The sequence below is a fragment of the Paenibacillus sp. FSL R5-0407 genome (assembly GCF_038009185.1).
Lineage (GTDB): Bacteria > Bacillota > Bacilli > Paenibacillales > Paenibacillaceae > Fontibacillus > Fontibacillus vini.
The window spans coordinates 1,110,874-1,133,062 of record NZ_JBBPAX010000002.1 but is presented as its reverse complement, the minus strand read 5'-3'; the positions used below and the strand labels follow the sequence as shown (position 1 = coordinate 1,133,062).

Annotated in this window: 22 protein-coding genes; 18 read left to right on the top strand and 4 right to left on the bottom strand. The window is 51.0% G+C overall.

Annotated elements, in window-relative coordinates; genetic code table 11:
• From NYE70_RS24290 to NYE70_RS24255, 8 genes are all read left to right on the top strand, one after another.
• Nucleotides 1–1,209 carry a type II secretion system F family protein gene (locus tag NYE70_RS24290; protein WP_341048661.1) on the top strand — a complete coding sequence of 403 codons (1,209 nt, stop codon included), beginning with the start codon at nucleotides 1–3 and terminating at the stop codon, nucleotides 1,207–1,209.
• A 22-nt stretch (nucleotides 1,210–1,231) separates the two neighbouring features.
• Nucleotides 1,232–1,711: a prepilin-type N-terminal cleavage/methylation domain-containing protein gene (locus NYE70_RS24285; protein WP_290407581.1), complete on the top strand. Its 480-nt coding sequence runs from the start codon at nucleotides 1,232–1,234 to the stop codon at nucleotides 1,709–1,711.
• Nucleotides 1,711–2,406, top strand: coding sequence for a prepilin peptidase (locus tag NYE70_RS24280; RefSeq protein WP_341048659.1), 696 nt, complete (start codon nucleotides 1,711–1,713; stop codon nucleotides 2,404–2,406). Before NYE70_RS24285 ends, NYE70_RS24280 begins: the two co-directional genes overlap by 1 nt.
• Nucleotides 2,376–3,341: a type IV pilus biogenesis protein PilM gene (gene pilM, locus NYE70_RS24275; RefSeq protein WP_290407579.1), complete on the top strand. Its 966-nt coding sequence runs from the start codon at nucleotides 2,376–2,378 to the stop codon at nucleotides 3,339–3,341. Before NYE70_RS24280 ends, pilM begins: the two co-directional genes overlap by 31 nt.
• Nucleotides 3,338–3,883 carry a hypothetical protein gene (locus NYE70_RS24270; RefSeq protein ID WP_290407578.1) on the top strand — a complete coding sequence of 182 codons (546 nt, stop codon included), beginning with the start codon at nucleotides 3,338–3,340 and terminating at the stop codon, nucleotides 3,881–3,883. Before pilM ends, NYE70_RS24270 begins: the two co-directional genes overlap by 4 nt.
• Nucleotides 3,880–4,545, top strand: a complete 666-nt coding sequence (locus NYE70_RS24265) for a hypothetical protein (RefSeq protein WP_341048656.1) — start codon at nucleotides 3,880–3,882, stop codon at nucleotides 4,543–4,545. The genes NYE70_RS24270 and NYE70_RS24265 overlap by 4 nt, the downstream gene beginning before the upstream one ends.
• Nucleotides 4,546–4,710: 165 nt before the next feature.
• Nucleotides 4,711–5,145, top strand: coding sequence for an NfeD family protein (locus tag NYE70_RS24260; RefSeq protein WP_290407576.1), 435 nt, complete (start codon nucleotides 4,711–4,713; stop codon nucleotides 5,143–5,145).
• Nucleotides 5,145–6,080, top strand: coding sequence for an SPFH domain-containing protein (locus NYE70_RS24255; protein ID WP_211022257.1), 936 nt, complete (start codon nucleotides 5,145–5,147; stop codon nucleotides 6,078–6,080). Before NYE70_RS24260 ends, NYE70_RS24255 begins: the two co-directional genes overlap by 1 nt.
• A gap of 797 nt (nucleotides 6,081–6,877) precedes the next feature.
• Here the strand turns inward: NYE70_RS24255 and NYE70_RS24250 are convergent.
• Together NYE70_RS24250 and NYE70_RS24245 are read right to left on the bottom strand one after the other, a co-directional pair.
• Nucleotides 6,878–7,555: a PspA/IM30 family protein gene (locus NYE70_RS24250; protein ID WP_290407575.1), complete on the bottom strand. Its 678-nt coding sequence runs from the start codon at nucleotides 7,553–7,555 to the stop codon at nucleotides 6,878–6,880.
• A gap of 69 nt (nucleotides 7,556–7,624) precedes the next feature.
• Entirely contained in the window at nucleotides 7,625–7,849 is a 225-nt protein-coding gene (locus tag NYE70_RS24245) for a PspC domain-containing protein (protein ID WP_211022255.1), read from the bottom strand.
• 245 nt (nucleotides 7,850–8,094) lie between these two features.
• Between NYE70_RS24245 and NYE70_RS24240 the strand changes: the two genes are divergently transcribed.
• The 6 genes from NYE70_RS24240 (at nucleotide 8,095) to NYE70_RS24215 (ending at nucleotide 14,056) form a co-directional block, all read left to right on the top strand.
• Nucleotides 8,095–8,655: a flavodoxin family protein gene (locus NYE70_RS24240; RefSeq protein ID WP_341048650.1), complete on the top strand. Its 561-nt coding sequence runs from the start codon at nucleotides 8,095–8,097 to the stop codon at nucleotides 8,653–8,655.
• A 133-nt stretch (nucleotides 8,656–8,788) separates the two neighbouring features.
• Entirely contained in the window at nucleotides 8,789–9,955 is a 1,167-nt protein-coding gene (locus NYE70_RS24235) for an LLM class flavin-dependent oxidoreductase (RefSeq protein ID WP_290407573.1), read from the top strand.
• Nucleotides 9,956–9,987: 32 nt separating this feature from the next.
• On the top strand, nucleotides 9,988–11,022 hold the full coding sequence (locus NYE70_RS24230; RefSeq protein WP_213654504.1) for an aliphatic sulfonate ABC transporter substrate-binding protein: 1,035 nt from the start codon (nucleotides 9,988–9,990) through the stop codon (nucleotides 11,020–11,022).
• 30 nt (nucleotides 11,023–11,052) lie between these two features.
• Nucleotides 11,053–11,913 (top strand): ABC transporter permease, encoded by an 861-nt coding sequence (locus NYE70_RS24225; protein ID WP_290407571.1) that lies wholly within the window; start codon nucleotides 11,053–11,055, stop codon nucleotides 11,911–11,913.
• A 189-nt stretch (nucleotides 11,914–12,102) separates the two neighbouring features.
• Nucleotides 12,103–12,840 (top strand): glycerophosphodiester phosphodiesterase, encoded by a 738-nt coding sequence (locus NYE70_RS24220; protein WP_213654505.1) that lies wholly within the window; start codon nucleotides 12,103–12,105, stop codon nucleotides 12,838–12,840.
• A 4-nt stretch (nucleotides 12,841–12,844) separates the two neighbouring features.
• A complete protein-coding gene (locus NYE70_RS24215; RefSeq protein ID WP_290407570.1) occupies nucleotides 12,845–14,056 on the top strand; it encodes an SLC45 family MFS transporter in 1,212 nt (403 codons plus the stop codon).
• 368 nt (nucleotides 14,057–14,424) lie between these two features.
• Here the strand turns inward: NYE70_RS24215 and NYE70_RS24210 are convergent, their stop codons facing one another.
• Together NYE70_RS24210 and NYE70_RS24205 are read right to left on the bottom strand one after the other, a co-directional pair.
• On the bottom strand, nucleotides 14,425–15,237 hold the full coding sequence (locus NYE70_RS24210) for a YcnI family copper-binding membrane protein (RefSeq protein ID WP_290407569.1): 813 nt from the start codon (nucleotides 15,235–15,237) through the stop codon (nucleotides 14,425–14,427).
• Between the two features lie 36 nt (nucleotides 15,238–15,273).
• Nucleotides 15,274–16,992, bottom strand: coding sequence for a copper resistance protein CopC (locus NYE70_RS24205; protein ID WP_290407568.1), 1,719 nt, complete (start codon nucleotides 16,990–16,992; stop codon nucleotides 15,274–15,276).
• Between the two features lie 261 nt (nucleotides 16,993–17,253).
• On the opposite strand from NYE70_RS24205, the gene NYE70_RS24200 reads away from it, so the two are divergent.
• The 4 genes from NYE70_RS24200 to qoxC all read left to right on the top strand — a co-directional run bounded on the left by NYE70_RS24200 (nucleotide 17,254) and on the right by qoxC (nucleotide 22,188).
• Entirely contained in the window at nucleotides 17,254–18,231 is a 978-nt protein-coding gene (locus NYE70_RS24200; RefSeq protein WP_290407567.1) for a diaminopimelate dehydrogenase, read from the top strand.
• Between the two features lie 429 nt (nucleotides 18,232–18,660).
• Nucleotides 18,661–19,626: a cytochrome aa3 quinol oxidase subunit II gene (gene qoxA, locus NYE70_RS24195; protein ID WP_211022245.1), complete on the top strand. Its 966-nt coding sequence runs from the start codon at nucleotides 18,661–18,663 to the stop codon at nucleotides 19,624–19,626.
• 25 nt (nucleotides 19,627–19,651) lie between these two features.
• Nucleotides 19,652–21,595: a cytochrome aa3 quinol oxidase subunit I gene (qoxB, locus tag NYE70_RS24190; RefSeq protein ID WP_341048646.1), complete on the top strand. Its 1,944-nt coding sequence runs from the start codon at nucleotides 19,652–19,654 to the stop codon at nucleotides 21,593–21,595.
• The gene (qoxC, locus tag NYE70_RS24185; RefSeq protein ID WP_290407566.1) at nucleotides 21,592–22,188 is read left to right on the top strand and encodes a cytochrome aa3 quinol oxidase subunit III; all 597 of its coding nucleotides are present in this window, start codon (nucleotides 21,592–21,594) and stop codon (nucleotides 22,186–22,188) included. The genes qoxB and qoxC overlap by 4 nt, the downstream gene beginning before the upstream one ends.
• Nucleotide 22,189: the final 1 nt, after the last annotated feature.

The window sequence follows — 22,189 nt, the reverse complement described above, 5'->3', positions numbered from 1 at the left end:
ATGGCACAATTTATGTATCAGGGCAGAGATCCTGCGGGGAGAACCCGCAAAGGCGTCATTCAGGCTGCAGACCGTGGAACCGCCCTTGCGGAACTGAAGCGTCAGCAATTTATCGTAACCAAGCTTCAGGAAAAGCAGGAGAACGTTTGGAATAAAGACTTTTATATCGGCAGTCCGGTCAAAAATGAACATTTTGTCGTCTTCTGCCGACAGTTTGCAACGATGATCCGGGCGGGAATCTCGATCGTTGACGCTACAGCCGTCTTGGCCGAGCAGTCCGAGAGTAAGGCCTTGAAGAAGACACTCGGCGAAGTAACATCCGAGCTTCGGAAGGGAAGCACCTTTTCCGGAGCGATCTCGGCCTATCCCCGTATCTTCCCATCCATCTTTGTCCATATGATCCGAGCGGGAGAAGAGTCGGGGAGCATGGAGGATACACTGGAGCGGCTGGCTGTTTATTTTGAAAAAGCCCACTATACCCGGGAAAAAGTAAAGTCGGCGATGACGTATCCGCTCATCGTGGCCGTGATGGCCGTGGCGGTGGTCATATTTTTGCTCAAGTTCATCATTCCGCGGTTCCAGTCGATGTTCACGCAGTTAGGCGGCGAGCTTCCGGCCATTACAAAAATGACGTTGGCCATGAGCCGAAGCCTGGAAACGCATTGGTATATGTGGATTCTGGTCGCACTGGCGATCGCGGCGGGTGTCTATCTTCTTCTCCGCTGGGAGAAAGGAGCTTATGCCTGGGACTATTTCAAGCTAAAGGTTCCGGTGTTCGGCTTGCTGAATCGCAAGAGCGCCATCGCACAAATGACGCGCACTTTGTCTTCTCTGTATGCCAGCGCCGTTCCGGTTCTCCAATCGCTTGCGATTGTGGAGAAGATCGTGGGTAATCGTGTAATAGGGGCGACCATTCACGAGTCTCAGAACTCGTTGCGTCAGGGGCGCCCGTTATCCGAGCCTTTTCGCAAATCGTGGATTTTTCCTCCGCTGGTCACGCAAATGATCGTGGTCGGCGAAGAGACCGGTTCCATCGACACCATGCTTGGCAAAATCGCCGACTTCTACGAACGCGATGTAGAAAACAGCGTGGACAAGCTCAAGCAGTTGATCGAACCGATTATGATCGTCCTTTTGGCAGGCGTCGTGGGCTTCATCATGGCTTCCATTATGATCCCGATGCTCACCCTTTATGGAAATATAAGCTAAATACAATTGGGAGGTTATCTAAATGACTGCACTTATTCAAAGATTAAGAAAAGAAGAAAAAGGCCTAACATTGATCGAATTGCTCGCCGTTATCGTTATTATTGGGGTTATTGCTGCAATTGCTATTCCGTTGATCGGTGGGTTGATTAGCGATACGAAAGACAATGCTAGAACAGCAACTGCTAACCAGCTTTTTGAGGCGGCAAAACTGTATTCAATTGCCAATAATAATGGTGAGTTAAAAAATCCATCTACAGGAGCTATTACATTACAACAATTAGAGGATGACAGTTATATTCAAAAAGGGTTAACCGACCCTAAGGAGGGTACAGCATTAGATAAAACGAATACCCTTGTAAACCTAGATAACTATAATGCTGGTTCAGGGAATGTAGTAACATTGGTATTTGCTGATGGTAATACATTGGCATTCACAGCAAGTGATTTAAAGGATAGTACTAAAGGAACCTCAGGTTCCACAACACCTCCAGAAACAAAATAATGCGTTTAATTATTTATTTAGTTCTAGGTCTAGCCGTCGGCTACGCGCTTGCCTACCTGGCTCGGGTGCTGCTCGCCCGGCGCGGCTTGCTGGCACCGCCGCAAGCCGCAGCGCCGGCTTGGTACGCCGGGCCGACCCGCCGGCGTCTAGCTGCTGACAGCGCCGCCGCTTTATTGACGGCGGCGCTGTTCGCCTTTATGCACCTGCGCTTCGGCTTCTCGGGCGCGTGGGCGGTCGGTGCATTACTGACGGCGCTGTGCGTCCTCATCACGATCACCGACCTGGCTGCCAGAATTATCCCAAACGGCGCATTGCTCGTTTTCGGCGTCTTACTGCTGGCAGCGGTGCCCTTTGCTAGCTCTGAGCCGTTGTGGCTGCACCTCCTCGGCGCAGTCTGCGGCAGCGGTATTCTCCTTTTGCTGGCGATCCTAAGTTCAGGGCGCGGCATGGGAATGGGGGATGTAAAGCTGCTGGCCGTTTTAGGGTGGGTACTGGGCTTTCCCGGTGTGTTGCTGGCCTTGTTTTTCGGAAGTATCATCGGTTTGCTGGCAGGGCTGCTTCAACAAGCCTCTGGAGGGAACAAGAAAAGGAAGACTATTCCGTTCGGGCCCTATCTGGCCTTCGGTTCCCTGATCGTATACATGTACGGAAAGGAGATCATCGATTGGTATCTGACAAATCTAATACAGCATTAATGAAAAGACGCACATCCAAGACAGCTGTCGGGATAACGGTCGATGAAGACGGTATCAGATTCGTTCGCTATAACCCGAAGCTGGGTTTGGCTGAAGAGGCGGGGATGCTTCCCCTGGATTATGTAATCGATGAAGACGGAGTTCCGGAATTGAGCCGCTATTCGGAAATGATTAAGCCATGGATAGAACAAAACGGCCTGTCCGGTAGCAAGGTTCATCTTGCGGCTCCAACGTCCCAATCATTCATCCGGTTAATCCGGGTGCCGAAAGTGAAGCGCAAGCAGCTTCGTCGAGTAACCGAATTGGAAGTGGAGAGCAGCATTCGACTTCCGTTCGACGATCCGATCATTGATTATCATTGGACGGATGACGGTGAGGAGCCCGAAGGAACTATGCAGGCTTTTGTCGCCGCGGTGCCGCGTCCGATGATCGCGGATATGGTTGCCGTACTTGAGCAGGCAGGCCTTCGAGTGATCTCCGTTGACCTGGAGACCTTATCGTTAATGCGGGTGATGAGCCGCTCGGATATGCTGAAAAAAGACAACATCATGGCGATTAATTTCAAACCGAAGGAAGCGGAAGTTTATTTGTACAACCGGGGAGTTCCGGACTTCGTCCGCACTTTTCCCTTGGAGACGGTGTCCGAGGACAGTTTGAATACATGGCGTTATAGCGAAATTGTCTCTTCGGTCGCCAGAATCATCAACTTTTATGAAAATACGCTGCATGAAGGCAACGAGCGGGTTCAGGATATTGTCATTACCGGAAATGCGCCGGATAAGCCGGTCATATTAAACCGGTTAGTCGAATCCTTTGAACAAATTCGGGTATCCGAAGTCGATCTGTCTCCATACTTCGACAATGCGGAATTGGACAACCGGGACAGTTATGCTGTCGCTCTGGGCTTGGCCCTGAAAGGGGTGGGGAAATCATGATCGAAATCAACCTGCTTCCCCCAAAAGAACGCTCGACCCTTTCGTTATTAATTGTTCCGCTGGCTCTGATCGTAGTGGGGCTCGGGCTAGCCGCTTTTCTTATTGTAGGGTATGTAGATTCGCTCGACTCGGCGGAGTCGTCCCGACAACAGCTGGCAGCGACAGAACAGAAGCAAAGCGAACTGCAGAGTGAGCTTCAAACCTTGGGGCAAAGCGAAGGCCTGCATGGAAATGCCGGGGATATGATTGAAGCGCTCAGGAAGCTTCGCCCCGACCTGGATGCTTTACTGACCGAACTGGAATCGCCCCTGTCGTCCGGCAGCACGTTAGAAACAGTGAAGCTGAATGAGGATGGCAGTTTAGCCTGGACCTGTTCGTTTCCTGGTCTGACCGAGGCGGGTGCCTACTCCGTTGCGATCCAAAAAAGATCAGGGGCGGGAGCCGTCTTTATCCAATCTCTTAGAGAGCAAGGGACTCAATTTATCGGATCGTTTCAACTGACGCCCGGGCAGACTCCTGTGAAAGCGGGGGATGCCGAATGAAGCAAGGTTTTGCCGATAAAAGGTTCGTAAGTGTCCTGGCTATCGCGTTCCTAATCATCTTGTTGACCGGATTGTTCTATCTGTTTTGGTATCGTCCTGCTTTATCGGAATCAAAAACATTGCTTGCAGAGAACAATGAAAAGCTGAAATTTCTGCAAGCGACGGAATCGATCGTTAAGAATAAGCGCGATGAAGTTAAGAATTCGGCCGGCAATGAGACGACGGCCAACAAGAAGGTAGTGCCGGAATCGCTCGATCAGGAAGGGATCCTGCGCGATTTGGAGACGGCGCGTCAAGCGTCTGGAGCCATGATCAAGGAGATCTCGTTCGGTACGGATGCGGCAGGGGGAGAATCGGCTACCGGAACCAGTGCTGCCGAGGATTTGGCCGCGTCTGGTAAACCGGCTGAGATGGCTTTGAGCCTTGCGCTCAGCGGTATGATGGACCGGGCCAACTTGTTAGCTGTCGGGCTGTCCCCGGTACGGGCGGAAGTCCGGCTCAGTGCGTCGCTTCCTCAAGCGAAGCAGTTTGCTGCAAGTTTGCAGCAAGCGGAACGGCTTTACGTTGTCCAGTCCTTCAGTTTCGGAGAAGGGAACGAGGGCTTGGAAAAGGCGGTCTCGATCTCTATTTCCACCTTCTATCGGGCTCCGAACAATCCTTAGTTTAATATTGAAAAAATAGCGGGAGACTGTTACCCATAGGCGGGGGCAGTCTCTCGCCACATGGGAACTATTCAGTATTTTTGCGAAAACTTACTTTTCTTGATACTTTTTGCCCGGAGTCCCGTATATATAACTATAATGCGGAAAGGTGGTGCATCTGTCAGGATGGATGCATGGGTGCTATGGCTTATAGCCGCAGGAATTATTCTGGTTCTTGAAATGTTTACGCTGACATTTTACATGCTATGGTTATGTATTGGAACCTTGGTAGCGGCGCTGGTGGCATGGTTTGCGCCGGATGCGTATCTGTTTCAAGTCGTTGCAGGATGCGTGGTAGCGTTAATTTTGACGGTTTTCACGAAACCGCTCTCCAGAAAATTTCGCGCTGCCAAAGGATTTGAAGATACCGGTACCGAACTGGTAGGGAGACAGGGAGTCGTTGTCGAACCGATTGAAGAGGGGCAATATGGCATCGTAAAAGTCGGAGGAGACACCTGGAGCGCCACGTCGGCTCAATCTCTGGCAAAAGATGAGCTTGTACGGGTGCTGAAACGAAGCAGTACGATTATTGAAGTAGAAAGATGGGAGGAATTTATTTAATGGAATGGGCAATTATTGCCGTCATTGTCGTAGTAGTCGTTGTTTTTATCTCACTCACGGTCAAAATCGTACCTCAACAGCGGGTCGGCGTTGTGGAGCGGCTCGGTAGATTCAACCGGTTGATGAACCCGGGGCTGAATATTCTGATTCCGGTGATCGATCAGGTTCGTACTTATCATGACCTGCGGATCCAACAGGCTAATGTGCCTCCGCAAACCGTTATTACAAAGGATAACGTTCAGGTTCAAATCGATACGATCATTTTCTATCAAGTTGTCGGTCCTGAGCAGGCTACGTATGGTATCTCCGATTATGTATACGGGGTTCGGAATATTTCGACCGCGACGATGCGTCAAATCATCGGTAAGATGGAGCTCGACGAAACCTTGTCCGGACGGGAAAAGATTTCGACGGATATCCGGATAGCGCTTGACGAAGCAACCGAAAAATGGGGCGTACGGATTGAGCGCGTCGAAGTTATTGACATTAAACCGCCGCTTGATATTCAAGAAGCGATGGATAAGCAAATGAAAGCCGAGCGGAACAAACGGGCGATCGTTCTGGAAGCCGAAGCGGCCAAGCAGGATATGATCCTGCGCGCTGAAGGGGATAAGCAAAGTAAGATCCTCAAGGCGGAGGGTGACAAGGAAGCTCGTATCCGCGAAGCAGAAGGCTTGCGCCAGGCGCAGGAGCTGGAAGCTATCGGGGAAGCGAAAGCGATCGAGGCGGTTGCTCAGGCCGAGCAAGCACGGATCGAAATGCTGCGTAACGCCGCACTCAACGAACAAGTATTGGCTTACCAATCTTTCGAAGCTCTCAAGGAAGTGGCGAAGGGACCAGCCAACAAAATATTTATCCCTTCGAATGCCATCGAAACGCTGGGCAGTCTCGGCGCTATGGGCGAAATCTTCAAAGCCGGCAAAGAAGGCAAATAAAGTTAAGTTTAAAGAAAGTCTCCGGAACCAATGCACTTGTTGGTTACCGGGGACTTTTTTTGCTGCGAGGAAGAATGTTGGCCTCATGGCGGTATGCGATAGGAAGTTCGCAGAAGGTTTGATACGCCGAAAAGTATTATTGCCATAAAAGTACTATGGTTTAGTTGTTAGTTGGTACCCTTATACGGCACTCGGAAAACGTTGTGTTAGGATTGCGCCGTAACTTGATATGAATATCTGATTTGAGAGTAGATAGTGAATTTAGATTCGGATGAAGGTAGTGGTGAAGATGCGCGTCGATAATGGGGTAAGGATATAGTGAAGAGATAGTTAGGATAAAGTGAAAATAAGTAATGATAAAGTGAGAATAAGTAAGGATAAAGTGAGGATAGAGTAAGGCAAGGGGATTATAAGCCATGACATCGCGGGGTTCGATGAGCCGGAGTTTCAATGTACTCCCAAGTTCGAGGAAATTAAATTAGTTGGAAAACCTACAGTTAATTTGTCCGAATTCCCCCGAAATCAATATTTAACTGGAAAACCTGCAGCTAATTTGACGGATTCGGCACTGAGATGACCGGATTGGCCAAATTAACTGTATAAATTGCAGTTAATTTACGTGGAAGCACCAATCTGTAACAATTAACTGGAGAAATTACAGTTAATTTACTCGGAAATGGTGAGAAGGATGAGGGGGCTTCTTCGAGCAGGACTACCGAAGGTACAACAAAAACTACCGAAGGCCCAACAAAAAAAAGGTTGGACAAGGATAGTTCCAAGTCCAACCTTTTGACTAATTAATTTTTGCGGGATGCCAATTGATCCTTCATGCGCTGAAGTTCTTCGGCAACGGCAGCATTCTCGGTTGCATTCACTTGCGAACCAGTTGCGCCGCTTCCTGCATAGGATTGACCGGAAAGCTGGGTTCCGGCTTCCCATTCGAGGATTTTTTCTTCCATGCGTTCGAAGCCGCGTGCGGCTGCGCCGTAATCCATGCCGCGGCTGAAGTTCGGCCGCTCCATTTGCTCGTGCTCTTCCACTTTGCGGGCCCGTGCGGCCAATTCGTTGCGCTTTTCTTTCAGGCGGGCATGTTCTTCTTTGCCTTCCTTCAAGCGGTATTCCAGCTCAGCCACGCGATCCAGGGCTTCTTTCGCTTCCGCCGCGTATTGCTGCGCCTGCTCTTCGTAATGGATTTTGGCCGTAGCGGCTACTTTAGCACCGGCTTCATCTCCAGCTTCAAGTGCGGCCAGCGCGCGAAGCTCGCTTTCCTTCGCTGCTTTGGCGGCGTCTTCGCTCTTCCGCAGGCGGATGTTCGCGTTCATCTGCTGTTCTTTCAGCATATTTTCGGCAATACGAATATCGTCCTCCAGGTTGCGCAAATACTGCCCCGTCATAACTACCGGATTTTCCAGTTTGTTTAAAACTTCATGCAGGCTAGCTTTAGTAATGTTAGCAATTCGATTAAATAGACTCATTTGTAATTCTCTCCTTTGGTTGGATAGTAGTTTATACTTTAGCTAAACGAACAGGATTACCGTGTTTCATTAATAGTGTGTGTAATGGTCGTCGAATCCGAAGTTGCCGATCGGCTCTTTCGGAACGATCACGCTGGCGATGAGATACAGGGCGACTACGGTGCCGAAACTGCACAGCGCCGCTACCACGGCGATCAGCCGGACCACGGTAGTGTCGATTCCGAACCAACGGGCGATACCGCCGCAAAGGCCGCTGATCTGTTTGTCGGTTGCCGAACGATACAATTTTTTCATGATTGAACACTCGCTTTCTTTTTTATGTCAGATTGGATTATTATTTAAGTCCGTTGTTGATGTCTTAATTCTACCGCGATTCCTAATGCGGCATAACAGGCTTGAGACGGTTTCTGAACTGGACCTTGGTCGGGCTGAATCCTCGCCAGGAGGCGGAAACGGCATAAATCTGCGGGAACGCAGTATAACAGTAAAGAGCCGCAATTTGCGGAAAAAGTCGATTACGATGGAAAGGGAGTGCCTGAATGAGTATCCTGGTTTTGCAGGGAAGCACAAGAGACGAAGGAAATACCGAGCAGTTGAGCAGGCTGGTGTTGGAGGGAGTTCAGCATAAGGAAATTTTATTGCGGGACAAACAAATTCTGCCGATTCATGATCAGCGGCATACGGAGGGCGGGTTCGATCCGGTCGATGATGATTACGACGACGTCATTCGAGAAGTGCTGCAGCATGATACGCTCGTGTTCGCCACTCCGGTCTACTGGTACACCGTATCTGGAAAAATGAAGAATTTTATTGATCGCTGGTCCCAAAGTCTTCGGGATTCACGCTTTGATTTCAAAGCGGAGATGGCGCAGAAAAAGGCGTACGTCCTAGTTGTTGGCGGGGACAATCCCCGGATTAAAGCCATGCCGCTTATACAGCAACTAAAATATACTTTCGATTACGTAGGAATGCCGCTGAAGGGGCATATTATTGCCAAAGCAAGCAAGCCGGGAGACATTTGGAATGACAAACGGGCGATCCAGGAGGCTAAATGGCTTAATGCAGAATTGCAAAAATCGGGGTTGACAGTAATTGGATAACCGTATATGATTTAAATCACATTTAACCGATTGGAATAGAATAATATTCTACCGGTCAAACCGGAGACTTGTTGCGGCCTGTTCAGGCTGCGGGGGTCTCCGGTTTTTATTTTAATCAGGGAGGTAGGAGAACATGGCAGCAGTTGATCGAGTGGAATTTGGATGGTTTATTCCGACAACGGGGGATGGCAAGCATATCGGGGTGAAGCCCGAGCGGGAATCTACGCTGGAGTATATGATCCAGGTGGCGCAAACCGCGGAACAAGCGGGATTTGAATTTGCGCTGATCCCTACGGGCAACAGCTGCATCGATGCCTGGATCGTCGGCTCAGCGCTTGCAGCGCAAACGAGGACGCTGAAGCCGCTGGTAGCCATGCGTCCCGGATTGATCGCTCCGGTACTGGCAGCGAGAATGGGAGCTTCTCTGGACCGGATCTCCGGCGGGAGAGCCCTGATTAATGTGGTTAGCGGTGGTTACCCGGATGATTTGCGGGTTACTGGGGATCCGCTGTATCACGATCATGACGCCAGATACGACCGGACACGGGAGTTTCTGAACATCGTCAAGCAGGTTTGGACCGAATCGCATGATTTTTCCGTTGAGGGATTTTTGCGCAGCGGGGGACGCGCCGGAGTACATTTTGAAGGGGAGTACTATCAGATTGAAGGCGGGGTATCGCAACCGGCTCCCGTGCAAAAGCCACACCCGCCGCTCTATTTCGGCGGAAGCTCACCTGCCGGAAAGCGGGTTGCCGCGGAAACGGCGGACGTGTATCTGCTCTGGGCGGAGACGATACAGCAGATCAGGGAGCAGATTGAAGAGGTCGAGTCCTATTTGAGCGAGCAGCGCAACACTAAAGGTATTGACCGCACGCTGCGATACGGCCTACGAGCCCAGTTGGTTGTGAGAGATACGGAGGAGGAGGCCTGGGCGGCTGCTCGTGAAATTACAAGCCTCGCCCCGCCGGAATTGTTGAATGTGGTTGATCAGGTTCAGGCGAAGTCCGATGCTATAAATCAACAGCGTCAGACCGAACTGTGGAAGAAATCGCAGGATAACGATTACGTGATTGGCCCCAATCTTTGGGCAGGCTTGTCGCGCATTCGCGGGGGCGGTGCGGTAGCATTTGTGGGAACGCCTGATCAGGTATCGGACCGTCTGCTTGAATTTGTTGATGCGGGAATCAGCACGTTTGTACTATCCGGATATCCGCATGTTGAAGAAGCTCAAATTGCCGGAGACAAATTGCTTCCGTTATTCAAGGCCAAATGGGAGGCCCGTATCGGTCAAACGGTATAGATAGACAGACAAGAGAGGGAGATGGAGAAACCATGAGAAAGCTGTTGTTGAAAAACGCCGTTGCCGTGCTCGGTCTCGCTTTAGTGCTGGCGGGCTGCTCCTCCAAGGCAAGCAACAATTCGGGTCAGTCCGGAGACGAGGCTGCCGCAGCGGCCGACGTGAAGGCCAAGGACAAAGGAACCGTAGTCGTCAATATAGGAACCCAGGGAATCAGCCTGCTGTCGCTCTCGCATGAAAAGGGCTGGATCGATGAGGCGTTTGCCGCGGCCGGCGCCGAAATCAAGTTTACCGATTTTCCAAGCGGTCCGCCTCACTTTGAGGCCATCGCGGCGGGACATCTCGATTTCGGTCTTGTCGGGAACGGTCCGGTGATCGCCGGTCAAGCCGGGGATATCGATTTCAAGGAAATTGCGGTCATCTCCGACGGCAAGCGGGGGGATACCATTCTTGTTCATGAGGGCTCGGGAATTAAGGACGTAGCCGATTTGAAGGGGAAAAAGGTTGCCGTAGCCAAAGGAAGCTCCGCTTATGCCTTCGTCTACAGAGCAGCGGTACAACAGGGCTTAAAACCTTCCGACATCGAGTTGATTCAACTCCAGCCGGATGAAGCCCAGCCCGCTTTTCAATCCAAGGCCGTCGACGCTTGGGCCGTCTGGGAGCCTTATGTTACTTTGGCTACCAACCAGGGAGCCGTGGGGATCGCGGATGGGGAGAAGCTGAATCTGGCTAGCCCGAGCTTTGCGATCGCAAGGGGGAAATTCGCCGAGGAGCATCCGGAACTCGTCACCATATTTCTGAAGGAGCTGGATAAGATCATTACTTGGAGCAGCGAGCATCCTGAGGAAACCGCGAAGTTTTTTACCGAAAAGAAAAAGGTCGATGCCGATCTGATTCAGCTCCTTCTGAGCAAATCGAGTTATTCCGTGGAGCCGGTTAGCGAGGATTATATAAAGGCGCAGCAGGAGACGGCGGACCTTTTATTTGAAACGGGCGGAATCCGCAAGCAGATTGATGTCAGTAAGGTCGTCGAGAACCGGTTTGTTGAAGAAGCGTTCCAAGGCAAGTGATTATGTGATCCGCATAACGAGGTGATATTCATGTCATTAATCGAAGAATCAACCGCAACCGTCAAAGTCCCATCCTCCGTTCAACGTACTAAGGCAATTCGGCGGCCAATAAGAAGCTTTGTGCTAAAAATATGGCGTTACAGCTGGATTAGGGGAAGTATTCTTCCACTTTTAATCCTTGCGATATGGCAATATGCGAGCTCGGCAGGCTGGATTCCCGGGACATTGCTCCCATCGCCTTATGCCATTGCGGTACAGGGATATGAGCTGCTAGTTACCGGAGAACTGCTCCACCATTTGGGGATCAGCGTCGCCCGCGCGGCGTCGGGATTCCTGGTCGGCGGCTCCATCGGCCTTGCGTCCGGCCTGGCGGTAGGGTTTCTTCGGCCGGCCGAGCAGGCGCTTGATCCGATGCTGCAAATGCTGCGGACCATTCCGCATCTTGCGATCACGCCTCTGTTCATTCTCTGGTTCGGGATCGGCGAGACTTCGAAAATTTTGCTGATCGCGCTGGGCGCTTTTTTTCCGCTCTATGTCAACACTTTTCTAGGGATTCGGGGTGTAGACCGGAAGCTGGTTGAAGTGGCCCGGGTGCTTGAGTTCAGCCGCTGGCAGCAAATCCGCCTGGTGATCTTGCCGGGGGCGCTGCCAAATGTACTGCTCGGAGTCCGGCTGTCTATGGGCGTATCCTGGCTGGGGCTGGTCGTTGCGGAGATGATGGGCTCGAGCTCCGGGGTCGGCTATCTGATTCAGGATGCGAGACAATTTTCGGTCATCACGATCGTGTTCGTAGGGATTGCCATTTTTGCCGCGGTCGGCAAATTATCGGATTCACTGGTCCGGTGGCTGGAGAAACGGCTGCTGAAATGGCGGGAGAATTTCACGGGATGATGAGCGGTGAGATATTGAGATAACATACCCGGGGCGAATGCCTCGGGTTTTTTCGTGCCGATGCCGATGTCGGATGTTCTCGTTATTATCTTTTTATATTGCATTAATATTGCAGGATTATAATAGGGAGATGGATAATATTTAAAATTGAAGAATAAAAATGACTTAACATCCAAGGAGGACCATCCATTGGCTAAACTCATTAACTTTGCGCACCGCGGAGCGGCCGGACACCGTCCGGAGAATACGATTGCCTCATTCGCCTATGCTCTGGAGCTTGGCGCAACCGGGATTGAAACCGATGTACAGATGACTAAAGACGGGCACCTGGTGCTGATTCATGACGAAACTTTGAAACGGACGGCGGGAACGCCGGACTGGGTTAAGGATTTGACGCTGGAGGAAGTTCGCTCCCATGAAGCCGGATCCTGGTACCATGAGGATTATAGAGGGGAAAAGATCCCGACGCTGGAAGAGTTGTTGGAGCTCGTAAAGGGCACGGACACCATCGTTAATCTGGAACTGAAAAACGGGTTTGTGCAGTATCCTGAACTGGAGCGCAAGGTCATCGATATGGTAAGAGCGTATGGATTGGCGGAGCGCACGATTATTTCGAGCTTCAATCATTATTCTTTGGTGGATTGCAAAAAGATTGCACCGGAAATCCGGACCGGCATTTTGTATGGGGAAGGCTTGTATGAGCCATGGGAATATGCGAAGAACATCGGCGCCGAAGCGTTGCACGCCTTCCATTACGCCGTACGGCCGGAGTTTGTTGCCGCTGCAGCCGAGCAGGGAGTAGTTTATAATCCCTTTACTGTAAATGAAAAACACGAGATGGCAGGGTTGATTAAGGCGGGGGTAGCCGGCATCATTACCGATTACCCTGACCGGTTGGCCGAGCTGCTGTCCGATCAAGGAGCGTGACCGGATGAAAAAAACATGGCTGCTGGGACTCGGTTTTTTCAGCATCAGCTTGACCTGGGCGTTGTATAACGCCTTCGTACCGCTATTTTTGGACGATTACCTGAAAAGTGCGGCATTGATCGGGTTCATGATGACGATCGACAACTATTTCGCGATGTTTCTGCAGCCATGGATCGGTCATCGGAGCGATAAAACGACTACAAAGTATGGCAGACGGATGCCTTACTTACTCATCGGGATGCCGCTGGGGGCTGTGTTTGCCACGATGATTCCTTTACATACGGGTCTAATCACCTTGGTATTGTTCATGATGTTAATGAATTTGTCCATGAGCTTGTTCCGGGCGCCGACGGTGGCTTTAATGCCGGATATCACTCCGGAAAAGGACCGGACACGAGCCAACGGCATCATTAACTTTATGGGCGGGATCGGCTCTGTGTTGGCCTTTGGCATCGGATCGGTTTTATACGGAATCGGCTCATTCGTGCCGTTTTTGTTTGCCGGCATAGTGATGCTGGGTTCCATGTTTATTCTAAAAAAAGTAATTAAAGAACCGATCCTTCTGGAAAGCCACCCCGACGCCAAGCCGAGCGGGCCGCCGGTGCGGATCAAGGATCAGCTCGACAAGACGACATTGTTCATTTTAGGCGCGATTTTCTTCTGGTTCGTAGCTTATCAAGGCGTCGAGGCGCTGTTCACGTTATACGGCACGAAGCATGTCGGAATGAGCGACGGGGAGGCTTCGTTCTCCCTTACGTTCTTCTCGTTGGCGTTTCTCTTGTTCGCCCTGCCGAGCGGTTGGCTGGGAGCCAAATTCGGCAAGAAAAAAATCATCATGATCGGCGTAGCGGGCCTGTTCCTCGTATTCGGTTCCGTTGTGTTCGTAGATTCCGTTCTTCTGCTCAGATTGGTGCTGATCGTCGGCGGTATTTTCTGGGCCTGCATCAACATCAACTCCTATCCATGGGTCATTTCGACCGGACGGGAAGAGAGCATCGGCACGCGGACAGGGATCTATTACTTCGTATCCTCGCTTGCCGCGATCGTGTCTCCGCCGCTCCTCGGCTGGGTCATCGACGTGTTTGGCTACCCGGCGTTGTTCATCAGCGCCTCTGTTGGACTGCTCCTGGCGCTAGGCTGTCTGCTAGGAGCTTCCTCGGAAGAGAGACCCGCAGGGAAAGGACCATTGGACAACACGCCGATCATGGTGGATTAGGTTACATGCAAAACCTCCGGGAATGGCCATTAGACGGCTTGCTCCCGGAGGTATTTTTGTTGGATGCGTAATCGCAGAAATAGCTGTATTTTCTAAAGTTATTTTCATGATATTTCAGCTTTTAGACGCATTAACTGGAAAATCTGCATCTAATTTCGCCGATATGGCCTGATTTTTGTTCATAAGGGCAAATTAACTGTAGGATTTCCCGCTAAATTCTGTAAACGGTAGTTTGAGATAAAAATAACTGTAGGTTTTCCAGCTATATTTAGTGCGGTCGCAGATCCGGTAACAGATTCGGTAAACAGATCCGGTAAATAGATCCGGCAACAGATTCAGCCAGCGTAGCCTCGAACTCAGACGCTTCCTTAGGACGTTTTCGTCCGGGAGCGTATAGCTGCCCAAAGAGCCGCGAGGGAGACAAGCAGGGCGGCGGAAGACAGCACCAACGTTGCTATCTCTACTCCAGAGGCACCGCCGTCCTCGCTTTGCCCTGCGACGCTCGCAGCCGCGTCGGCTGCTGCGTTGTCAGTCCCGGTATCACCAGCAGGGCTGTTGGTGCCGTCGCCAGCAGCTTTATCCGCTGCTGCGTTCGCGTCCCCGCCTTCGGTCCCGGCGGCATTCCCGTCCGCTGTACCGCCGGCTTCAACGCCGGTGTCGTGGCCTTGATCAGCGGCGTGACCGTCAGCCGCTCCAACTGCCGCATCCGCGGTCACTTTGGTGATCGAATGCGGCTTATCCGAGCCTTCCTCGCCGCTCCACTCGACGATCGATCCGTCGCTGTAATACTGGAAGGCGTCCCAAGCCAGGGAAGTGTCATCGGCGGGGTTCTTTCCGACGAATTCGAATTGCTGGAATTCGCCCGGTCCGATTCCGTCAGCTTCGGAGGCCCAAGTAACGACCGTCACCTTGCCGGATTCGTTCTTGGTGAGCTCCACCGTCCAGTCGGGTACGGGGCGATACTGTTTGAAATCGAGCTCGTCCGGTATTTTAAGCGATACTTTAACCGTCGGAATGTCTTTTTCCACTGGAACTTTCAGGCTGTAGGTTTCCCAGGCGCCAGGAGAAGATAATCCCGGTTGTACAGTAACGTGTGCGCTTGCCAGGCCGGAAAACAACAGGAGTCCTGCCGCTGCCGAAGTGCATAAGGTTGTTATACGGAAAATAAATTTCTTAATCATAGTTTCCCCTTTCTTTTTTGCAAAAGATTAATATTACTAGTTGCTGTCCACATGGAGAGTAAAGTCATGATCCAATGATTCCAGCGATTTGAGCAAAATATGGACCTGCACGTTCCAGTCCCCGCCCATGGTAATAATCCCATCAGCCTCGAGCTCTGAAGAACCGCCGGGCATAACGACTTCAATCAAGCCCATGTCCATCTCCAAGGATGTCAGGGACAGGGTAACTTGCTCCACCTGTTCCATAGGCTTGCCGTCCGGATCCTGCAGCTTGATTGCAAAATGATTCTTGCCGATCGTTCGGGGCGTAACTTCCAGGGTGATTTTGTGTCCCTGAACGGTCGCCTCCAGCCGGTCCGGCAGCCCTGCGGCGGTTGATGGTGGCGGCTGGTTAGCCAAGACGGCGGCGAGCGCAAGCACGATAAATCCAAGGGCCAGTTCGACCCACACGCCCCGTCCAAGAGGCCGGGAGCGCCGCCGTCCGCGCAGGAATCCTGTAAAGGCGAGGCCAAGCATGAACAGGAATACGGCAATTTTCGCTAGAAGCGCCAGGCCATAACCGGTTTGAAATAGTGCACTCAGTGATGGAATATGGATGACAGTACCGTAGATCCCGGATATCAACAGAACGGCCACGCTTGCGGAGGCGAGCGCTGAGAAACGGCTTACGGCCTGCCAATAAGCAAGCGGACGTTGTCCAGAAGCGACCTCTTCAGGGGAGCTCGCCTTCGCAGCGGCCTCCGGCAACAGAAAGACGATGGCCAGCAGGCCGCCTAGCCAAAGCGATGCGGCGGATAAATGCAGATAATCCGCCGTAACAGCAAGCGCCTTGCCCTCCGCGGCGGCCGCATGGCCGATAAAAGCCTTGGAGAGCATAAGTCCTTGGCTGAAGGCCATAGCAGCCCAAGCTGCATACACAGAAAGTCGGATGTCTGTTTCGCGCGGATGCCGGATGTTTCCGATCCTCATCCAGAGCAGGGAGGCAAAGGCCAGCAACGCCAGTAGCGCCAGCTGGATTTTCCATATCGTGCCGAAGCCGGTGTATTGCAAGGTTTCACTTATCAGGTCGGCGCTCAAAGCGCTTGTCCATGACACGCCTGCATTACTGGCGGATTGCTGCGGCAGGCTTGCGATAATGCCCGTGGCGGCCAGCACAATGCCTAAATTGAGCAGGAGCTTGCTGCGCTTCGTTTTGAACGGTATCCCGTTAATCCGTGCGCTGCGAGGCAGCAAGAACAGTTGGAATAGCAGCGTGCCGGTGGTCAAAGTCATCCCCGCATACCAAAGCCAGCGGATCAACAGCAGACTCCATTCCGGGGAAGGAACCTGATTATCTGATGTTACGATCGGAACGCTTCCAGCTCCCGGGTTGCCGATTTGAAATGCTAGGGTTCCCGAAACCGGGTGACCGTCACTGGAGACAACTTTCCATTTAATCGTATAAATTCCGTCCACTAATCCGGGAGTTAGCCCGGCGACAAGTCTGTCGGGACGGCTCGGATCGATAGCGGCATCCTTCTTGTCAAGGCGTTCCCCGGAGGGACTTAGCACCTGCAGCGAATAAAAGGCGGGTTCGATCTCTTCATCAAATTGAATGAATATGGATTCAGGTGATTTCTCCAGCACTTCCCCTGAAGAGGGCGAGGAAGATACGACATAAGCGTGTGCGGAGGCGTGTTCCGGAATAACAGCGGCCCAACATGCTAAAGCTAGAATAAGAACTATCACGTACGATTTGTATTTTTTCAGACGCAAAACGCACCACCTTACAATTGCAATGACATATGTTACACATTTATCTTATTTTACAACTATTATTACCGGATGAGTATAGCTGAAACTTCCATAGCTTTCCAATTATGCCCGGTGGTATGTCTAAAGTGTGAATGTTGGACTTTTTATTGTTTGTACGAATAAGCAGTTTATTTGCACTCTTTGTATGTTGGCGATTTCAAAATTTGCTGGCGTGCGTTAAAATAATAAGTATGCATATTTTTATTAAAGGAGGAAACCTCAGTGGCATCGATCATCAAGGTGGGTATCGTAGGATACGGTAATTTGGGTCGCGGCGTCGAAAAAGCGATCAAGCAAAACCCCGACATTGAGCTCAGCGCTATTTTTTCAAGAAGACATCCGAATGAGGTTGCGGCGGCAAACGGCGTCGTGCATATTTCTGAGGTAGAGAACTATAAAGGCAAGATCGATGTTCTTATCCTTTGCGGCGGATCGGCCACAGACCTTCCTGAACAAGGACCGGAGCTTGCGGCTTTGTTTAATACGGTTGACAGCTTTGACACGCATGCGAAAATTCCCGATTATTTTGAGCAAGTCAACGCTGCGGCGCAAAAAGGCGGGAACGTCAGCGTAATTTCCACGGGCTGGGATCCAGGGTTGTTTTCCTTGAACCGCTTGTTGGCGCAGGCCGTTTTGCCGGAAGGGAAAGAGTATACCTTTTGGGGCAAAGGCGTAAGCCAGGGGCATTCCGATGCGATCCGTCGCGTACCGGGCGTGAAAAACGGTGTACAATACACCATTCCGATCGAATCCGCCGTGGAACGTGTGCGTAACGGAGAAAACCCGGAATTGTCGACGAAAGAAAAGCACCTTCGCGAGTGTTATGTTGTCGCTGAGGAAGGCGCCGATTTGGCGAAGATTGAACGCGAAATCAAAGAAATGCCGAATTACTTCTCCGATTATTTGACGACCGTCAACTTTATCAGCGAAGAAGAATTGAAGCAAAACCATTCCGCCATGCCGCATGGAGGCAACGTGCTTCGCAGCGGACGGACAGGGGAGAACAATACGCAAATCATTGAATTCAGCCTGAAGCTGGACAGCAATCCGGAATTTACGGCCAGCGTGTTGGTCGCATATGCCCGCGCAGTGTACAAGCTGTCCCAGTCCGGACAATCCGGCGCGAAAACGGTCTTCGACATCCCGTTTGGTTTGTTGTCGCCAAAATCGCCGGAGCAGCTTCGTAAAGAACTGCTGTAACAAAAACGGAATAATTAGGATAAATAAGGGTTGCTTGGCCGGATGGCCGGGCAACTCTTTTTTGGATTGTTCCTAAGTTATTCATGCATCAATTGCTGGAGTGTCCAGAATAAGTAAGTGATTAATATCACTAACGGGGGTATCATTATGACAATTTTGCGAACTCGGCACTCCTTAGAATGCAATGTGAACAATTATCAAAATCGTCGAATACGGCTGAATTTGAGCTCTAATCGTCTGTAATCGGAATTGGGTAGATCAAACCATAGGACCCTTAATGATATAAATGTAAATTTATTGCATTTATTCCTTTCTCTATGAATTGTCATTAGTTCAAGGCTTCCCTAACATAAAACATAACTGATAATCAAGAATTCATCTCGCTCATCGTGATGAGGTTCACAATTTAGAAAGGGGTATCGGAATCCTATGAAAAGGAAGGGATTGCTGCTCGCTGTCTTTTCAGCGTTTCTTGTCCTTCTGACCGGATGCAACAATTTAGCTGTACTAAACCCGAAAGGTCCGGTGGCCAAGACACAATCTAATGTCATTATCTTCTCGATCCTGGTAATGGCGCTAGTTCTGCTGGTTGTTTATATTCTTTACGTTTACATGCTTACCAAATACCGCGCTTCTAAAGCCGCTCCTGACTATGAGCCGCCTCATATGGAGGGGAACAAATGGTTGGAGATCACCTGGATTACGATTCCGGTCATTATTGTTACCATTTTGTCGGTCGTTACAATTCGGAGTACTGCCGCAGTAGAGAAGGTGCCGGAAGGTTACGAAGACCAAAAACCGCTCGTGATTTATGCGGCGTCTTCCAACTGGAAATGGCATTTCAGCTATCCGGAGGAAGGGATTGAGACGGTCAACTACGTCAACTTCCCGACGAATCGTCCGGTAGAGTTCAGATTGTATGCCTATGGGCCAATCTCAAGCTTCTGGATCCCGCAGCTTGGCGGACAGAAGTATGCGATGAGCGACATGGTCAACAAGCTTAACCTTGTAGCTGAGCACGCCGGATCTTACATGGGGAAAAACTCCAACTTCTCCGGTGAAGGCTTCGCGCACATGGAGTTTGAGGCGCTGGCCATGACGTCGAAGGATTATGAAGAATGGCTTGATGAAGTCAAAACAACGGCTCCGAAACTGACGGAGCAGGAATTCGACTCATTGCTTAAAGAGAGCCATGTCGGCAGAAAATCTTATTCTTCAACACACCTTGAATTCAGACCTGCTCCAGAAGGTGAAAATGCCGGCCACAACCATGGTGGTTCGGAAGAGATGGATATGAATTCAGAGTCCGGAGAAATGGACCATTCCGAAATGAATATGGATTCGACAGGCACAGACGACGCCGGAGCGGCGGATCATAGCTCGCACGGCAACTAATAGAACGGAAGGGAGTTAGCTAGACATGAAATGGGACGAATTTTTCGTCACTGGCGAACCGATGATCTATGGCGCGATGGTCAGCATCGTCGTCGCATCGCTAGCCATTCTTATCGGCCTGACCTATTTTAAAAAATGGGGCTACTTGTGGCGTGAATGGTTGACTACCGTCGACCATAAGCGGATCGGGATTATGTATATCATCTCCGCGCTGCTGATGTTGTTCCGCGGCGGCGTTGACGCCCTCTTGATGCGTGCCCAGCTGGCAATGCCGGAAAACGGGCTGCTTGACGGGCAGCACTATAACGAAATTTTTACGACCCACGGGGTCATCATGATTTTGTTCATGGCCATGCCGTTTATTATCGGCTTGATGAACGTCGTAGTTCCGCTGCAAATCGGGGCTCGCGACGTAGCGTTTCCTCGGCTTAATGCGGTCAGCTTCTGGCTGTTCTTCGCCGGAGCGATGCTGTTCAACATTTCCTTCGTCATCGGCGGATCGCCGGATGCTGGCTGGACGGCATACTTCCCGCTGGCAAGTCTGGAATTCAGCCCTACGGTAGGGAATAACTATTATTCGATCGCGATTCAGATCGCAGGTATCGGTACGCTGATGACCGGCGTCAACTTTATCGCGACGATTCTGAAAATGCGTGCTAAAGGCATGACCCTGATGAAGATGCCGATGTTTACCTGGTCGGTACTCATTACTTGCGTTATTATCCTGTTCGCCTTCCCGGTATTGACCGTGGCACTGGCGCTGATGATGTTCGACCGCTTATTCGGGTCACAGTTCTTTACGATGGCCAATGGCGGGATGGACATGCTCTGGGCCAACTTGTTCTGGGTTTGGGGCCATCCTGAGGTATATATCGTTATCTTGCCTGCGTTCGGGATTTACAGTGAAATTATTTCCACGTTCTCGCGGAAAAACTTGTACGGCTATAAATCCATGGTTTGGAGTATGGTCGTCATTTCGTTGCTGTCCTTCCTTGTATGGGCTCACCACTTCTATACAATGGGTCACGGCGTGATGGTCAACGGCGTGTTCTCGGTCACGACGATGGCGATTGCCATACCGACCGGGGTCAAAATATTCAACTGGCTCTTTACGATGCAGAAAGGCCGAATCGAGTTCACTACACCGATGCTGTACTCGCTCGCCTTTATTCCGATCTTCACGATCGGCGGCGTAACCGGCGTTATGCTCGCGATGGCGAGTGCCGACTACCAGTACCACAACACGATGTTCCTGGTAGCCCACTTCCACTACGTGCTTATTCCGGGTACCGTGTTCGCCGTTATTGCCGGCTTCTACTACTGGTTCCCGAAATTGTTCGGGTTCCGGCTTGATGAACGCCAGGGCAAACGCGCCTTCTGGTGGATCATTATCAGCTTTAATGTGACGTTCTTCCCGCTGTTCTTCCTTGGACTTAAAGGGATGACGCGCCGGATGTACACTTATTCGGAAAGTACGGGCTTTGGCCCGCTGAATTTACTTGCTTCGATCGGCTCTGTCGGTCTTGCGATCGGCTTCATTCTGTTGGTCTACAATATTTACTGGAGCTTCCGTTACGCTCCGAGAGATACGACGGGCGACCCATGGAATGCACGGACGCTCGAGTGGAGCACGCACAGTCCGGTTCCGGAATACAACTTTGCGATCGAGCCTACGGTTAAAGGCTTGGATCCGTTCTGGGAATCCAAAAAAGGCGGACATCAGCTTTACGAAGGCAAGATTGAAGAAATTCATATGCCGAATAACAGCGGACAGCCGTTCATTTTGGGAATTATATTCTTCTTCTTTGGATTCTTCATGGTATTCAGCTGGTGGGTTCCTACGATTATCGCAGGCATCGGCGTAGTGGTTATGCTGGCGGTGCGCTCGTTCGAACGTGACCATGGTCGGCATATCCCGGTAAAAGAAATTCTGGAGACGGAAGCAAGATTGGGGGGTGAACAGGCATGAAATTAGATCATACGTTACCGCTGGAGTATCGTTCCGAAGAGAACAGCAACCGTATTTTCGGATTCTGGCTGTTCCTCGGAGCCGAGATTGTTCTGTTCTCGACCCTGTTTGCCGTCTACCTTACGCTTTGGAATCGTACGGGCAGCGGTCCGTCGGGGCATGAGATTTTCGAAATCGGGCCGGTTATGATCGAAACGTTCGTGCTACTTACAAGCAGCTTTACGATCGGCCTGTTTATCAACAGTATGCGGCAGGGCTTGAAAAAGCCGGCGATGGTGTTCTTTTTCATCACATTGCTGCTAGGCGCCGTGTTCCTCGGTGTCGAAATCATGGAGTTTGTAACTTATGTAAATGAGGGGGCGACGCTGCAAACGAGCGCGTTCCTGTCCAGCTTGTTCGTCCTGCTCGGAACACACGGCTCCCACGTAACGTTGGGTCTGCTGTGGGGCATCGGACTGATGATTCAGATCGGGCGTGAAGGCTTCACGCTCGACACGGCGAACAAGTCGTTTATTTTCTCGCTGTATTGGCACTTCCTGGACGTAGTCTGGATCTTCATCTTCAGCTTCGTCTATCTGAAAGGACTGATGTGAT

Excerpts from the sequence above, each read along its gene's own strand:
- NYE70_RS24270 (WP_290407578.1), top strand. The coding sequence starts at position 3,338 with ATGATCGAAATCAACCTGCTTCCCCCAAAAGAACGCTCGACCCTTTCG.
- NYE70_RS24255 (WP_211022257.1), top strand. The coding sequence starts at position 5,145 with ATGGAATGGGCAATTATTGCCGTCATTGTCGTAGTAGTCGTTGTTTTT.
- NYE70_RS24225 (WP_290407571.1), top strand. The coding sequence starts at position 11,053 with ATGTCATTAATCGAAGAATCAACCGCAACCGTCAAAGTCCCATCCTCC.
- NYE70_RS24210 (WP_290407569.1), bottom strand. The coding sequence starts at position 15,237 with ATGATTAAGAAATTTATTTTCCGTATAACAACCTTATGCACTTCGGCA.
- NYE70_RS24235 (WP_290407573.1), top strand. The coding sequence starts at position 8,789 with ATGGCAGCAGTTGATCGAGTGGAATTTGGATGGTTTATTCCGACAACG.
- NYE70_RS24240 (WP_341048650.1), top strand. The coding sequence starts at position 8,095 with ATGAGTATCCTGGTTTTGCAGGGAAGCACAAGAGACGAAGGAAATACC.
- NYE70_RS24260 (WP_290407576.1), top strand. The coding sequence starts at position 4,711 with ATGGATGCATGGGTGCTATGGCTTATAGCCGCAGGAATTATTCTGGTT.
- NYE70_RS24280 (WP_341048659.1), top strand. The coding sequence starts at position 1,711 with ATGCGTTTAATTATTTATTTAGTTCTAGGTCTAGCCGTCGGCTACGCG.
- qoxC (WP_290407566.1), top strand. The coding sequence starts at position 21,592 with ATGAAATTAGATCATACGTTACCGCTGGAGTATCGTTCCGAAGAGAAC.
- NYE70_RS24245 (WP_211022255.1), bottom strand. The coding sequence starts at position 7,849 with ATGAAAAAATTGTATCGTTCGGCAACCGACAAACAGATCAGCGGCCTT.
- NYE70_RS24230 (WP_213654504.1), top strand. The coding sequence starts at position 9,988 with ATGAGAAAGCTGTTGTTGAAAAACGCCGTTGCCGTGCTCGGTCTCGCT.
- NYE70_RS24265 (WP_341048656.1), top strand. The coding sequence starts at position 3,880 with ATGAAGCAAGGTTTTGCCGATAAAAGGTTCGTAAGTGTCCTGGCTATC.
- NYE70_RS24290 (WP_341048661.1), top strand. The coding sequence starts at position 1 with ATGGCACAATTTATGTATCAGGGCAGAGATCCTGCGGGGAGAACCCGC.
- qoxB (WP_341048646.1), top strand. The coding sequence starts at position 19,652 with ATGAAATGGGACGAATTTTTCGTCACTGGCGAACCGATGATCTATGGC.
- NYE70_RS24250 (WP_290407575.1), bottom strand. The coding sequence starts at position 7,555 with ATGAGTCTATTTAATCGAATTGCTAACATTACTAAAGCTAGCCTGCAT.
- qoxA (WP_211022245.1), top strand. The coding sequence starts at position 18,661 with ATGAAAAGGAAGGGATTGCTGCTCGCTGTCTTTTCAGCGTTTCTTGTC.
- NYE70_RS24285 (WP_290407581.1), top strand. The coding sequence starts at position 1,232 with ATGACTGCACTTATTCAAAGATTAAGAAAAGAAGAAAAAGGCCTAACA.
- NYE70_RS24215 (WP_290407570.1), top strand. The coding sequence starts at position 12,845 with ATGAAAAAAACATGGCTGCTGGGACTCGGTTTTTTCAGCATCAGCTTG.